The organism is Amaricoccus sp. B4 (genome assembly GCF_043226085.1).
Lineage (GTDB): Bacteria > Pseudomonadota > Alphaproteobacteria > Rhodobacterales > Rhodobacteraceae > Amaricoccus.
Genome location: NZ_CP171225.1, coordinates 196,419 through 209,285 on the forward strand (window position 1 = coordinate 196,419; position 12,867 = coordinate 209,285).

The window sequence follows — 12,867 nt, forward strand, 5'->3', positions numbered from 1 at the left end:
TTATCTTCGTAATATATTTATATTGCGGGTAAAAATGCAGTCTTGGATACCAACAAGCGTCGCCGTAACTAGTGTGAGACCATTCGAAACAAAGCTACCCATGCCCGGTGATGCTTTTGGCTCGGCTTGCGTAGACTTGACCTCGCGGCCACGAAAACGGCAGTAGGCCATTAGGGCAAAAAGACAATTGCGTCGGGCGCCAAGCGGCGCCAAAGTTCCCCCGGAAAAGGGAGTGAGACATGAATTGCGTCTTCATCCAGTTGCGTTGCACACCGGGCCGTACGTATGAAGTGGCCGATGCCATTTATGACAGGGAGTTCGCCTCCGAGCTGTATTCGACATCAGGCGAATACGATCTCCTCCTCAAGGTCTACATCCCCGAGGAAGAGGATATAGGGCGCTATATCAATGCGAAGATCCTAGATATCCCGCATATCGATCGGAGTCTCACGACGCTCACCTTTAAAGCCTTCTGATGGCAATCGACTGGGATGATGCCTTCGCATGTACACCTTACATTCCGAACGGCGCACGCTATCCCATGCTTTGGGCCGCCGCTGCGAATGCCTACCGGCTGTCGCGCGGGCCGGAGCGGCTCAGGGCAAACCTTGCGTATGGAGATCATCCACGGCAGAAGCTCGATCTGCATTTGCCCGCCGAGCGGCCGGTCGGGCTAGTTGTCTTTGTGCACGGTGGCTATTGGCGGCGTTTCGACCGGGAGCTCTTCTCACATTATGCAACCGGACCGGTCGCCCGTGGATGGGCCGTTGCAATGCCGGGCTACCCCTTCGCGCCAGAGGTCCGGATTTCGGACATCACACGATCGGTGACGGACGCCATCGAACAGGTGGCTCACGTCGTTGAGGGGCCCATTGTACTTGCCGGGCATTCAGCGGGCGGGCATCTCGTTACGCGCCAGATCTGCGCCGACAGCCGATTGTCGCCGGGGGTTCTCGCGCGGATCGGCCGAGTTGTTTCGATCGCCGGCGTTCATGACCTCCGTCCCTTCCTTCGAATGAATGCGAACAGCGATTTGCACCTAGATCGAGCCGAAGCCGTCGCGGAAAGCCCGGCCTTGTGCGAACCTATCGCGGGCAAGGAGATCCACGTGTGGGTCGGTGAAGCGGATCGGCCGGAGTTCGTGCGGCAATCCGTGCTGCTCGACACGATCTGGAGCGGATTTGACGTGACTTTGCGGCGGATGATCGCGCCGCGCCGGCATCATTTCGATGTCATCGACCCGCTTTTGAGCCCGACTTCGGCTCTCTCTGCGCTGGTTACATTCGCCTGATCAATGTCATCGGCACCTCAAGTGCGTTACATTCAACGAATTGGAAATCTGTCGAGCGCATGGTCCCGTCTGATTTGGATCGCGTCCGGAGGACGGTGCATTGGGTTTCCTGCGCAGCATCAAGGCGAGCGTCAGAAAGGCTGAGTCTGCCGCGATCATGCAACGTCTTCTGGATATCTTTCGTCATGAGGGCCTGACGAGCCTCGATCCAATGAAGACTGCGGACCACCTCCTGAGAGAGCTCTGCGCCGCAGCGCCGCATCTCGTGGATCAGCGCGAAGGACCATTGCCAAACAAATTCGCTCTTGCTGCCATTGCCTTTGCTTCGGCGGTGGCACAGCGGCGGATGGACGGCGAGAGCCTAGTGTTCGGGCTCTGTCTCGGACGCCTGCTGGAGCGCTTCGCAGTGAATGCGGATTGCGTCACTCTTACCCGGTTGGATCTTGATCTTCTTGATCGGGCAGCTGTCGTTTACAGGTATGAAATAAAACAGTTTTCTGGCACCGACCTAGGAATGGAGATCAAGGATCTCTTATCAAATCCGGCGCGTGCCTGGGAGGATTGGTACCTTGCCTTTCGCGACGAGGTCGACCGGTCCAATGAGCTTCTGGCAGTCCATACCGGCGGCGTGTCTGTTGTCGATCTTATGGATGAAGCACCGCTGCGCCAAGCCTACGAAGCCGGTTTGAGCCCGAGACGAATGGGGCGAGAGTTGGCGCGCGGCCTCCGCGTTACAGAGGTTCCGCCGGGGGAGTGACCGCGACGCCAGTTGGTGTTCAGATCGGCAAGCCGCCAGCTTTTGCGATGAAGTCTATAACGCTGTCGACGCCCTTGCCATCCCTGACATTGCAGAAGACAAACGGGCGATCGCCACGCATCTTGCGGGAGTCACGCTCCATGACCTCGAGCGACGCCCCCACATAGGGCGCAAGATCAATCTTGTTGATGATGAGCAAATCTGAGCGTGTCACACCGGGTCCGCCCTTGCGAGGGATCTTGTCGCCTGCGCAGACGTCGATCACATAGAGAGTGATATCGGCCAACTCGGGGGAAAAGGTGGCGGACAGATTGTCGCCGCCGGACTCAATCAGGACAATATCGAGTTCCGGAATACGCTTCACCATCTCGTCGATCGCCACGAGATTGATGGAGGCGTCTTCCCGGATTGCAGTATGCGGACAGCCTCCCGTTTCCACGCCCATGATCCGCTCGAGCGGCAAGGCTTGGCTGCGCATAAGAAACTCCGCGTCCTCCCGCGTGTAGATGTCATTGGTGATTGCCGCGATGGACCACCGATCCCGCATTCGCTTGCAGAGCTGGTCCATCAATGCTGTCTTGCCTGCGCCGACGGGGCCACCGATGCCGACCCGAAGAGGGCCGTGCGGCGATCTGACTGGAGCTTGCGTCATGAGCGGTAAAGCCTCGTATATTGGGTTTCGTGAAGCATGGAGGCCAGATCGGCGCCGGTTGACATACTGCCCAGTGTCGCGACAGTCGACTCCTCCGCCTCCCGAGCCACACGTTCAATGAGGGGCATCAGGCGCGCCGTCGTCTTCTGGCCCTCGGTCTGGCCAAGCGGGATCAGACGAACGCCCGCTGAGACTATGTTGGCCGCGAAAGCCTGTACGAAAAGCATCAGAAGCGGCTGCAGGGGCAGGGCGAGGGCGCGTGCTGCTGTGCCGACGGCAACCGGATATGGCATCGGTTCGAGCGGGATGTTCCAGACTGCTGCTGTCGTTCTTGCGAAGGCAGTGCCCTGGGCCATGGTTTCAAGATGCCGCTCCGAGCAGGGTGTCAGCGCGTCAGCCAGCTCCATTAGGTCATGGGGATCGGAAGAGCGGTAAGCCTCGGCGACAAGGATCGCATCGCTGCGCCCGGCACCGAACGCAAGAAGATCGCTGATCCAGCCTTGGAGATCCTCGCCGTTTCTAACGGTGTTGTCCTCTATCGCCCATTCGAGCCCGTGTGAGTAGCTGTAGGCCCCGACTGGGTAAGATGGGGAAAACCAGGATGTGAGGACCTGAAGCGATATCATGTCTGCGGGAATCGCGCCTGTTGCGATATCCGGCACACCTTCTGCATCAGATTTTCGCAACGGCAATCTCGCTGCGGCACAGGGCTTCCACAGATTTCCAGCCGTTTGTATCTCCGGAATACTGGTCGAGCCGCTGCGAAGGGGAACAAGCCCAGACAGCAGAAGGGCGCCAGCGGCGAGCTCGGCGGCTTCGCTGGGCCGAGGGCGGATGACCTTCAGGACGAAATCCGCTCTTCTTTTCAAGGAGCATGCCCGGACTACCCGTCTGTGGAATGATGGTGATGATGCGCGTCGCCGACATGAGCCGGATCGGACGTCGCTGGACCATGGTGATGCCCAAGTGTGCGGCCATGGCCGTAGGCGCCGCCTTCCGGTTTGAAGGCCCCGGTCACTGGCCTCAGTTCCGCTCCAAGGCGTCGGAGCATATCCCTCATGACATGGTCCTCACGAATAAGGATGCGATCATGGTCGATCTGGGCCGGGGTATGCCGATTGCCGATATGCCAAGCCAGGCGCGCTAGGCTGGCGCCGTCGGCGCGAATTTCGATCAATGCCTCGGGCGCCGCCCGGACCTCGATCAGACGCCCTTCCATTGTCTCGAGTGCATCGCCCTCTTCGAGTGAGGTCGTTTCGGCAAGATCAACGAGAAGCCCGGTTCCGCCATCGGTCACGATACACTTCCGCCTCAGGAATCTGCTTTCGTAATCGAGAGTTATGGTGTCAGGCTGCGTCTCTTCAGCTTTGGGCCAGCTTCCGCGACGGCGGACATGATGGGAAGTCTGGGTATCGGACATCTTGCCTCCTGACTGGAGCACGGGCGACGGCCAATACCTTTCGCTGTGTAGGGCCATGCCACGAGCTGTGCTACTTCCCGATACACAGAAAAATAACGGGAGGTCCGAGATGGGATTGTTATCAAGTCTTTTCGGCGGCGAAAACACCAAAGCGCCATCGCCTCCGCCCCGCCCGTCCTACGCAGGGGTGAAGCTTCACCCAGCAATCGACAATGGCTTTCCGCCTGCAGCGCCGGGGTTCTCTGGTGGCACGCTCACATGCCGTTGCTCGAGCAATCCGGTCAATGTGAAGGTTTCTGCCCAGGTCGCGCACAATCATGCCTGTGGCTGCACCAAGTGCTGGAAGCCGAAAGGGGCGATCTTCTCCCAGATTGCAGTGGTCTCCCGGGACAAGGTCGAGGTGATTTCCGGCGCGGACAAGCTCGCCGTCGTCGACCCCGCCGCCGCCATCCAGCGCCACGCCTGCAAGGATTGCGGTGTGCATATGTTCGGCCGGATCGAAAATACGGAGCATCCGTTCTACGGGCTCGATTTCGTGCATACGGAGCTTTCGACGGAGAAGGGCTGGGCGCCGCCCGAATTCGCGGCATTCGTCTCTTCGGTCATAGAGTCCGGTGTTGATCCGAGCCGGATGGATGGCATTCGCGGGCGTTTGCGAGAGCTCGGTCTCGAACCCTACGATGCGCTCTCGCCCCCTTTGATGGATGCGATCGCCACACATGTCGCAAAGAAGAGCGGCGCTCTGCATTAGCCGGTTTCGAAGGGCGTCTGGTTCCTGAGCTTCCCGGGCGGAGATCGGCCGTTTCGGGATCCGTGGAGCCGTGAACAGATCATCCCTTTCGGGGCGTGCTGCTTTCACGCACGCCCCGGTTCCTCACTCAGTACATGAAGCGCTGAAATGCGTGCTGGACGATCTCGTCGCGCGTCAGGCCGAGCTCGGAGAGCTCGTCATCGCTCATGGCGCTCAGGCGTGCGGCAAGCGCCGCGGCCCTGCCTCGACCGGAGTTCTTTTCGAACCAGTCAATCACTTTTGTTGCCGTATTTGCGAGAGTTTCCCGAAGTGACGCATGATGCGTCATATGGTCAAGAATGCTCATTATGACAGCTCCTTAAAGCCGGAACAGAGTTACACAGTTGTCTTGAAGGCTTGCATAGAACATGACGCTGCCAATGCGGTGGCGCAACCCATCAGAGTGCAACCCTGCCATGCGCCTACTGCAGTGCAGCATGAGTAAAATTTAAACGTTTCTGTGAGGCCTGCTCTAAAGAAGGGCGAGTTGTCGTTCGTCGCGCTCTGGTCGTCGAAAGAGATCCGTGCGTAATGGAGGCGCGTCTTCAGCATAGCCAAGTCGCCGCGTTGCTATCCGGAAGCGAGAGCGGATCAGATCCGCATGGACCCCTTGTCCGCGCATGCGCTTGCCCCAGTCGGAATCATACTCGCGGCCGCCATGCATTTCGCGCAGACGCGCCAAGACTTTCCGTGCACGTGCTTCGCCGAACCCATCGAGCCACTCGCGAAAGATCGGGCCGACCTCGCCAGGCAGACGCAGCAGAATCCAGCTTGCTGTTTCGGCACCCGCTTCGCGTGCCGCAGCAAGAAGTGTCTCCATTTCATGATCCGTGAGTCCGGGTATGATCGGAGCCACCATCACCCTCACGGGCACGCGGGCGTCCGTCAGGTGTTGGATGATCGCGAGCCTGCGCTCCGGAGAAGGTGCACGGGGCTCCATCCGGCGCGAGAGGGCCTTGTCTAGCGTCGTAAGTGAAATACCCACATGCACGAGACCTTCGCGCGCCATCGGGGCAAGAATATCGATATCGCGTTCGATCAGACTGCCCTTTGTCACGATCGTGACCGGATGCCGCCAATCCCGCAACACCTCTAGCATCGAGCGCATGATCCGGAACCGTGCCTCGACCGGCTGATAGGGGTCCGTGTTGGTGCCGATCGCGATCGGTGCCAGAACGTAGCGCTTTGCTCCGAGTTCGCGGGCAAGGTACTCCGGCGCCTCTGGTTTGGCCACGATCCGCGCTTCGAAATCGAGGCCAGGTGACAGGCCAAGAAAGGCATGGCTGGGCCGGGCAAAGCAATAAACGCAGGCGTGCTCACATCCTCGATAAGGGTTGATCGAGCGGTCGAAGGGAATGTCCGGCGAACTGTTTCGGCTGAGAATCCGGCGCGGACGTTCAATTGCGACTTCGGTACGCAGAAGTGGAACGTCCGCATCTTCGCGCGGCCATCCGTCGTCCACCGCTTCACGCTCATAGGGTTCGAAACGTCCAACACGATTGCTCAACGCTCCGCGACCGCGCAAGCGATGAGTCTTGGAAGAGGAGGTGCCCGACTCAGTCATGGGCACATGATAGAACAAAACATAAACATTAGCAGCAGTCATCGATGTGAGCCGGCGAAGGTCGGTCGGCAGCATCTTCACGTCGCTTCTGGGCGCGGCGGTCCGGGCCGGCCGGGGCTAGAGTCTAAAGGACCGCTTATGGCGGCATGGCTTCCGGTGCAGACGAGGTTTCCATGGTCGAGGAAGACGACGATCTCATCCTGAGCGAGCTGCCGGATGAAGAACTTGTGCCGCAGATGCATGATGATCTCTATGATGGCCTCGCCGACGAGATCACCGAGGGGGTGAACATCTTGCTGGAGCGCGGATGGACCCCCTATGATATCCTGACGAAGGCGCTGGTGGAGGGCATGCGGATTGTCGGGATCGACTTTCGCGACGGTATCCTCTTCGTTCCCGAGGTGCTTCTCGCTGCCAATGCGATGAAGGCCGGGATGTCGATCCTGAAGCCGCTGCTTATTGAGACCGGTGCGCCGCGGCTTGGCAAGATGGTGATCGGCACCGTGAAAGGGGATATCCACGACATCGGCAAGAACCTCGTGTCGATGATGATGGAGGGTGCCGGCTTCGAGATCGTAGATCTCGGGATCAACAACCCGGTGGAGAACTATCTCGAGGCGCTGGAGCGCGAGCGGGCAGACATCCTTGGCATGTCTGCGCTGCTGACGACCACGATGCCGTACATGAAGGTCGTCATCGACACGATGAAAGAGAAGGGGGTGCGCGACGACTACATCATCATGGTCGGCGGAGCGCCGCTCAACGAGGAGTTCGGGCGCGCGATCGGCGCAGATGCCTACTGCCGGGATGCCGCAGTGGCCGTCGAGATGGCAAAGACCTTGATGGCCCGTCGCCACAATCTGCCTGCCTAAGGCAGCGTCCATGCTCGCGCTCAACGATCATGGCATGGTCGACGCGGGGCTTTCGGCCCCGCAGGCGTTGGCCGGTGTCTTTCCGGGGCGTGTCCTGGTCATTGCGTGCGGTGCGCTCGCGCGGGAAATTCTCGCTCTTCGCAAACTCAACCGATGGGACCATCTTGAACTCACCTGTCTGCCTGCGAAGCTTCACCTTCACCCTGAGCTGATACCTGATGCCGTGGCGCGCGCCATCGAAGACGCGCGCCCGCACTACGATCGCATCTTCGTGGCCTATGCGGACTGCGGCACCGGCGGGCTTCTGGCTGCACGCTGCAGGGAGCTGGGCGTGGAAATGGTGGCGGGGCCGCATTGTTACAGCTTTTTTGACGGAAATGCGGCGTTTGCGGCGCGAGCCGATGCGGAGATGCGGGCCTTCTTCCTCACCGACTTTCTCGTACGCCAGTTCGATGCCTTTGTCTGGAAACCCATGGGCCTCGATCGACATCCTGAGCTTCGGGAAATGCTCTTCGGGCATTATGAACGCCTTATCTATCTGGCGCAGGCACAAGATGCCCGCCTCGATACGGAGGCCGCGCGATGCGCTCGGCGCCTTGGTCTGGCCTACGAGCGCCGGACAACCGGTTATGGCGATCTGGCCACGGCGCTAGCAACGCTCTCGCCAGAGGCTGTTGCCTGAACGCGGTGGCGACCGCGCAACGGGGCTTGCAAGGAGTCGGGGCGACTTGCATTCCGGGCCGGGGGCGGGAATGACTAGGTCATGCGCCTGACCATCCAGCTAGCATGCAAAGTCGTTGCGGGAATGGGTTTCCTGCTGCTGGCGACCTTCGGGCCGGGTGCCTGCACTTATGTGCCCTTCGATGCGCCGCGCAACGAGGTAGAGCCCGAGCGGCCTTCGCTCCGCAGCAATGTGTCGCACCGGATTGATCGGGATGTTGCCAGAGCGGGCGGTCGCTCCGGGTTCATCCCATTGCTGGACGGGAATGACGCGCTTGGCGCGCGCCTGTCGATGATCGAGGCGGCAGAGCAGCGGATCGACATCCAGTCATTCCTGATAAAGCCCGACAAGGCGGGAAGCCTCGTTTCGCTTGCCCTGCTCGATGCCGCGGAGCGCGGCGTTGCGGTCCGGCTGCTTGTCGATGATGTCTTCTCGACGGCAAGCGACGAGCAACTGGCCTTGCTGGCAAGCAGCCCGAGGATCGATGTAAGGCTCTTCAACCCCCTCTCGCGGCGCAGTCCGGCGGCGATGAACTATCTGCTCGACTTCGGCCGAGTGAACCGCCGGATGCACAACAAGGCCTTCATCGTCGACCGGTCCATGGCGATCGTTGGTGGCCGCAACATTGCTGACGAGTATTTCCGGATCGATACGGAGACGGAGTTTTCCGATTTCGATGTCTTCGTGGCGGGCCCGGTCGTGTCCGAGATGGACGAGGCCTTTGAGCTCTACTGGAATGACCGATGGTCGGTTCCCGTCAAGGCCCTAACGCGCCGCGGCGATGGGGCGGCCCCCGCCGAGGTCAAGCGTGCCCTCAAGATTCATGCTGAGACTGCTGCGGCGGGCATATATCAGCAGGCGGTCGGGTCGAGCTATCTTGAGCGGATCCGGTCGGGGCGTGTCGCCGCGAAGTTTGGCCACGCCCATGCCGTGACCGACGATCCGTCCAAGCTCAAGGTCCCGGTCAGGGAAGGCGAGCGGCTGCTCGCGGAGATGTTGTTCGGCCAGATCGCGACGGCCAGATCGCAGGTCACCATCCTCACGCCCTATTTCGTTCCGGAGGACTGGGGAGCAAATCTTCTGATCGATGCCACGCGCCGCGGAGTCCGGGTGCGGGTCGTGACCAATTCCCTTGCGGCTACCAATCATCCCTATGTCCACGGAGGTTACATGCGCCACCGGGCGGACCTGCTCGCCGCCGGGGTCGAGCTCTATGAAGTTCGTGCGGATGCGCCTGAGGTGCTTGGCGTGGCGCCACCAGGTGAGGGAGTGCACCTCACGATGCACACTAAGCTTGCCATTATCGATGATCGAACGAGCTTCATCGGTTCACTCAACTTCGATCCGCGTTCGATCAAACTCAATTCCGAGTTTGGCGTCTTTGTCGACAGTCGCGAGATTGCGTCGGCATTTCTGCGGGAAATTGATGAGGATCTTCGCAAATACACCTTCAAGCTGCGCCTGGAGCCGAATGGAGGGCTGCTATGGGTGTATCAGAATCGCGATCTTCCTGAAGTTTTTGCGCAGGAACCTGGTGCTGGGCTGGTGCGCAAGGCAACCGCCCGGCTGACGACGTTTCTGCCTGTCGAAGGGCAGCTCTGAACGGCTCTGAGGATCAGACGCGGAACACGGCGAGGCATAGCATGAGCGCAACCGCGATGGAGACCATGACGCAGGCGGCGGTGCGGAAGTCCCGAAGCAGGATTGCGATGAGGATCGGCCCGACGAGCCAGTTCACGAGCGACGTGATGAGACCGGGAAAGTAGCCCTGCACTTCGAAGCTCCACCAAGTCTGTGCGATCGCGCTGCCATAGATCGAGCTGAACGCGAAGAAGAGCACGGGCACCAGCAGGAAGGTTGCCGAGCGGAGATAGACTGCGAGGCATGTCAGGGTCGAGATCGCTGCCGAGACCATGGTGAAGACCACGAACTGGTCCGCCGAGTATGGTGCCCCGCCATAGAGCAGTGGAAAGCGATCGGCGAATCCGGTCGTGAACTGCTCGGCAAAGTGCACGAAATGCACAGCCATCGCGATGAAGAAGAACGGGATGACAGCGCCAGCGGACGGGAGCTCGAACTGCCGGAAATGCATCCAGGCAAAGACGAGCCATGCTGCAACCAGCCCGGGCATTTCAGACACCACGAGCGAGGGGCCTGAACTCAAGACCATGAGAAGCCCCGCCATCACGATGGCAATGCAGCTCCCGAGAGCGAACGACCTTCGATCGATGGTTACGACGAACGGCATTTCCGTCCCCCACAAAGACACACCGCGCCTTTACTGGCACGAGAGGTCCGAATGGCGACCGGTGGAGTGAGGGAGCGGTCGGATGGTGCGAGAGGCATCCTGCGGCTCTCACGTGTTTCAGGAGCAGATTAGACGCGAATGGAGTAGGAAGCGTTAAGGGCGTCCGTCAGCTGCCGAGCAGAAGGTGACGAGGCCGACCGTTTGGCCCGGAGAGCAGGCCAAGCTTGCGATTGAAGGCTGCCACCCGTCGAATGCGGTCGATTTTTCTTGCAAGGGGTTGCCAGTCGTCGCGCTCGGCAATCGCGGCCCAGATCTCTTCAACCTCCTCGATTACCATCGTTTCGGGCGCCGGATCCCTTGCAACCGGATCGGCAAGTGCAGCCTCGAGCCCGGGTGCGGCGGGCAGCCGCGCCAACCCCTCGAGCACCTTCGGCCAACTTGCCTGAGTGAATGTCTCACTGATCGGGCTCGCCGCGATTCGCTCCGGAATGCCGCCTCCAAGAAGGTCGAAAAAGACGCGCTGGAAAGGTGGCGCCGTCTCCTGCATGGCTGTCCAGAAAAGATGCATGAGCTCGCGTGTTGTATGTGGCTCGCCGGGAAGCAGGCCGAGCCGCGCGAATGTCTGGCGCGTGAGTTGCGCGTGGAAGCGTTCCGGAAAGCCGTTGAACACGGCCTCGATGGCTTCGCGCGAGGATATCCCCATCAGGCACTCGCCCAGACGGGCCAGATTCCAGCTCAGGGCCTCTGGTTGTCTGGCGAAGCAGTAGAGACCGGAATGATCAAAATAGGCGGCCGTGAAGCCTGGTTCATGACGGTCGAGAAATCGCCATGGTCCATAATCGAAGCTCTCGCCCGTAATGTTGACATTGTCCGTATTGAGCACGCCATGAACGAATCCCGCCGCATACCATTCAGCGACCATCTGTGCCGCGGCCTCCGAAACCCGAGAGTAGAACTCGGAAACCGGATCGGGTGCGTCTGCTGCTTCCGGCCAGAAATGAACGACCGCGTGATCGACAAGCCGTCGCATCGCTTCGGTCTCGCGGCCGATCGCGAGCCTCTGGAAGGTTCCGATACGGATATGGCTGTGGCTGAGACGCACCAGAACGGCCGAGCGGGTCGGGGAAGGCTCATCCCCGCGATGGAGCTTCTCGCCCGTCTCGATGAGCGAGATTGTCTTTGAGGTATAGACACCGAGTGCTTCGAGCATCTCGGTTGCAAGTATCTCCCGAACGCCGCCCTTGAGCGTCAGCTTTCCGTCGCCGCCCCGCGACCAGGGAGTTGTTCCCGAACCTTTGGTGCCAAGATCAAGGAGCCGACCGTCCCGCAGGTCTCGCACCTGGGCAAAGAGAAAGCCGCGCCCGTCGCCGAGGTCCGGGTTGTAGGCCCTGAACTGGTGGCCGTGGTAGCGGAGCGCGAGGGGGGTTCCGAGGTTGTCCGGCAAGGGCGCGAAGCGGCCGAAATGCGCGATCCACTCGAGATCGGAAAGCCCCGAAAGGCCGATACGCTCTGCCCATGGATCATTCCTGAAGCGCAGCCTCGTTTCCGGGAATTGCGCTGGCTGCACCGGATCGTAGAACAGATCGCCAAGCGCGAGGTGGATCGTCTCTGGAGTGTATCTGCTGAGGCCCATGCCCGGTGACATAGGCGGCTGGCAGGGCGCAGGCAAGCGCCTCTGCCATATCGAGGCTCAGTCTGCGACACCGGTCATGCGATGAAGCTCGCTAATCGTTGCACCATCAAGGCCGAGCGCTGCGGCGAGGTCTGCGAGATAGCGGCGCTCCTCTTCGGAATCCACATGGATCGCCAGGAGAGATGCGGCATAGATCTCTGCCGCCTGTGCAGGGCTTCGAACCTGATCGGCGATCGCATTGATATCGACAGGTGCTGACAGCTCGCTCAGCAGAAACTGCCGCTCTTCGTCCGTCATGTCGTCGCCAAGCTTGCCGATCACTTTCGCCAGCTCATCCTTGTCGATCTGTCCGTCGGCCTTTGCCGCACCGAGCATGGCCATCAGGACCAGGCGCTCGGTCTCCGGGCCGACGAGGGTCTCAGCCTCTGCCGGCTCGACGGGTGGAAGGCTGGGCGGCATGGCGTCTGGGCTGCCGCCCTGACGAGCTTGGGCATTGCGCAGTGCGCCAATCGCCAGCGTTCCGAGCAGGGCAAGCGCGCCACCCTTTGCCGCTCCGGAAATACCTCCCCCGAGCACTGCGCCCGCGAGCGCACCGATCCCGCCGACCTGAGCCCCGGAAAGGGTGCCGACCTGATCCTCACGGAGCCATGTTCCCGCCCGGCCCTTGAGATCGAAGGCCGTCCGCCCCGCGGATCCGGAATCGATTCCGCTCTGGGCCAGGGTCTGCTGGATCTGGCCGAAAATCCCTTCAAGCCCGCCACCACCAAGGTTGCGGCGAGCGGATTCAACTCTATTCCGCGATGGCGCAGCACCGCCGAGGCCGTTCTGGACGAGCTGTCCGAGCAGGTTGCCGAGACTCATGATTGCGATCCTCCCATTTGGCCGTGGAGCCTCGTGCAGGACGCAAGCAACCCGGCGC

Annotated in this window: 15 protein-coding genes; 7 read left to right on the plus strand and 8 right to left on the minus strand. The window is 60.7% G+C overall.

All coding sequences use genetic code 11. The annotated features are described in order from the left end of the window. Nucleotides 1–239: 239 nt before the first annotated feature. The 3 genes from ACF66B_RS00960 (at nucleotide 240) to ACF66B_RS00970 (ending at nucleotide 2,048) form a co-directional block, all read left to right on the plus strand. The gene (locus ACF66B_RS00960; protein ID WP_111428677.1) at nucleotides 240–476 is read left to right on the plus strand and encodes an Lrp/AsnC ligand binding domain-containing protein; all 237 of its coding nucleotides are present in this window, start codon (nucleotides 240–242) and stop codon (nucleotides 474–476) included. Beyond that, nucleotides 476–1,291 carry an alpha/beta fold hydrolase gene (locus ACF66B_RS00965; protein WP_111428676.1) on the plus strand — a complete coding sequence of 272 codons (816 nt, stop codon included), beginning with the start codon at nucleotides 476–478 and terminating at the stop codon, nucleotides 1,289–1,291. Before ACF66B_RS00960 ends, ACF66B_RS00965 begins: the two co-directional genes overlap by 1 nt. A 100-nt stretch (nucleotides 1,292–1,391) precedes the next feature. Next, a complete protein-coding gene (locus tag ACF66B_RS00970; RefSeq protein WP_111428675.1) occupies nucleotides 1,392–2,048 on the plus strand; it encodes a hypothetical protein in 657 nt (218 codons plus the stop codon). 19 nt (nucleotides 2,049–2,067) lie between these two features. On the opposite strand, the gene ureG is transcribed toward ACF66B_RS00970, so the two are convergent. From ureG to ACF66B_RS00985, 3 genes are read right to left on the minus strand one after another with little or no spacing between them, the layout of a single operon-like run. Continuing rightward, nucleotides 2,068–2,700, minus strand: coding sequence for an urease accessory protein UreG (gene ureG / locus ACF66B_RS00975; RefSeq protein WP_111428674.1), 633 nt, complete (start codon nucleotides 2,698–2,700; stop codon nucleotides 2,068–2,070). Then, a complete protein-coding gene (locus ACF66B_RS00980; RefSeq protein ID WP_392663718.1) occupies nucleotides 2,697–3,569 on the minus strand; it encodes an urease accessory protein UreF in 873 nt (290 codons plus the stop codon). The genes ureG and ACF66B_RS00980 overlap by 4 nt, the downstream gene beginning before the upstream one ends. A 14-nt stretch (nucleotides 3,570–3,583) precedes the next feature. After that, complete coding sequence (locus ACF66B_RS00985) at nucleotides 3,584–4,120, minus strand: urease accessory protein UreE (protein ID WP_111428672.1); 537 nt, start codon at nucleotides 4,118–4,120, stop codon at nucleotides 3,584–3,586. A gap of 109 nt (nucleotides 4,121–4,229) precedes the next feature. On the opposite strand from ACF66B_RS00985, the gene gfa reads away from it, so the two are divergent. Then, nucleotides 4,230–4,871, plus strand: a complete 642-nt coding sequence (gene gfa / locus ACF66B_RS00990; protein WP_111428671.1) for an S-(hydroxymethyl)glutathione synthase — start codon at nucleotides 4,230–4,232, stop codon at nucleotides 4,869–4,871. A 127-nt stretch (nucleotides 4,872–4,998) separates the two neighbouring features. Here gfa and ACF66B_RS00995 read toward each other — a convergent pair whose 3' ends face one another. Continuing rightward, complete coding sequence (locus ACF66B_RS00995; protein WP_111428670.1) at nucleotides 4,999–5,217, minus strand: DUF1127 domain-containing protein; 219 nt, start codon at nucleotides 5,215–5,217, stop codon at nucleotides 4,999–5,001. Nucleotides 5,218–5,382: 165 nt separating this feature from the next. Continuing rightward, a complete protein-coding gene (locus ACF66B_RS01000) occupies nucleotides 5,383–6,474 on the minus strand; it encodes a PA0069 family radical SAM protein (RefSeq protein ID WP_111428949.1) in 1,092 nt (363 codons plus the stop codon). 173 nt (nucleotides 6,475–6,647) lie between these two features. Here ACF66B_RS01000 and ACF66B_RS01005 point away from each other — a divergent pair, with 173 nt between their 5' ends. From ACF66B_RS01005 to ACF66B_RS01015, 3 genes are all read left to right on the plus strand, one after another. Beyond that, nucleotides 6,648–7,346: a B12-binding domain-containing protein gene (locus ACF66B_RS01005; RefSeq protein WP_111428669.1), complete on the plus strand. Its 699-nt coding sequence runs from the start codon at nucleotides 6,648–6,650 to the stop codon at nucleotides 7,344–7,346. A 10-nt stretch (nucleotides 7,347–7,356) separates the two neighbouring features. Beyond that, the gene (locus tag ACF66B_RS01010; protein ID WP_111428668.1) at nucleotides 7,357–8,028 is read left to right on the plus strand and encodes a DUF1638 domain-containing protein; all 672 of its coding nucleotides are present in this window, start codon (nucleotides 7,357–7,359) and stop codon (nucleotides 8,026–8,028) included. A gap of 81 nt (nucleotides 8,029–8,109) precedes the next feature. Further along, on the plus strand, nucleotides 8,110–9,669 hold the full coding sequence (locus ACF66B_RS01015) for a phospholipase D family protein (protein WP_111428667.1): 1,560 nt from the start codon (nucleotides 8,110–8,112) through the stop codon (nucleotides 9,667–9,669). Nucleotides 9,670–9,682: 13 nt separating this feature from the next. On the opposite strand, the gene ACF66B_RS01020 is transcribed toward ACF66B_RS01015, so the two are convergent. The 3 genes from ACF66B_RS01020 to ACF66B_RS01030 all read right to left on the minus strand — a co-directional run bounded on the left by ACF66B_RS01020 (nucleotide 9,683) and on the right by ACF66B_RS01030 (nucleotide 12,809). Then, entirely contained in the window at nucleotides 9,683–10,315 is a 633-nt protein-coding gene (locus ACF66B_RS01020) for a hypothetical protein (RefSeq protein WP_162683162.1), read from the minus strand. Between the two features lie 166 nt (nucleotides 10,316–10,481). After that, entirely contained in the window at nucleotides 10,482–11,948 is a 1,467-nt protein-coding gene (locus ACF66B_RS01025; protein WP_111428948.1) for a protein adenylyltransferase SelO, read from the minus strand. 57 nt (nucleotides 11,949–12,005) lie between these two features. After that, nucleotides 12,006–12,809, minus strand: coding sequence for a tellurite resistance TerB family protein (locus ACF66B_RS01030; protein WP_111428665.1), 804 nt, complete (start codon nucleotides 12,807–12,809; stop codon nucleotides 12,006–12,008). Between the last annotated feature and the right edge of the window lie 58 nt (nucleotides 12,810–12,867).

Bases quoted from the DNA above. Each gene is read 5' to 3' on its own strand.
- ACF66B_RS00960 (WP_111428677.1), top strand. From the start codon at position 240: ATGAATTGCGTCTTCATCCAGTTGCGTTGCACACCGGGCCGTACGTAT.
- ACF66B_RS00965 (WP_111428676.1), top strand. From the start codon at position 476: ATGGCAATCGACTGGGATGATGCCTTCGCATGTACACCTTACATTCCG.
- ureG (WP_111428674.1), bottom strand. From the start codon at position 2,700: ATGACGCAAGCTCCAGTCAGATCGCCGCACGGCCCTCTTCGGGTCGGC.
- ACF66B_RS00985 (WP_111428672.1), bottom strand. From the start codon at position 4,120: ATGTCCGATACCCAGACTTCCCATCATGTCCGCCGTCGCGGAAGCTGG.
- gfa (WP_111428671.1), top strand. From the start codon at position 4,230: ATGGGATTGTTATCAAGTCTTTTCGGCGGCGAAAACACCAAAGCGCCA.
- ACF66B_RS00995 (WP_111428670.1), bottom strand. From the start codon at position 5,217: ATGAGCATTCTTGACCATATGACGCATCATGCGTCACTTCGGGAAACT.
- ACF66B_RS01000 (WP_111428949.1), bottom strand. From the start codon at position 6,474: ATGACTGAGTCGGGCACCTCCTCTTCCAAGACTCATCGCTTGCGCGGT.
- ACF66B_RS01005 (WP_111428669.1), top strand. From the start codon at position 6,648: ATGGTCGAGGAAGACGACGATCTCATCCTGAGCGAGCTGCCGGATGAA.
- ACF66B_RS01010 (WP_111428668.1), top strand. From the start codon at position 7,357: ATGCTCGCGCTCAACGATCATGGCATGGTCGACGCGGGGCTTTCGGCC.
- ACF66B_RS01015 (WP_111428667.1), top strand. From the start codon at position 8,110: ATGCGCCTGACCATCCAGCTAGCATGCAAAGTCGTTGCGGGAATGGGT.
- ACF66B_RS01020 (WP_162683162.1), bottom strand. From the start codon at position 10,315: ATGCCGTTCGTCGTAACCATCGATCGAAGGTCGTTCGCTCTCGGGAGC.
- ACF66B_RS01025 (WP_111428948.1), bottom strand. From the start codon at position 11,948: ATGGGCCTCAGCAGATACACTCCAGAGACGATCCACCTCGCGCTTGGC.
- ACF66B_RS01030 (WP_111428665.1), bottom strand. From the start codon at position 12,809: ATGAGTCTCGGCAACCTGCTCGGACAGCTCGTCCAGAACGGCCTCGGC.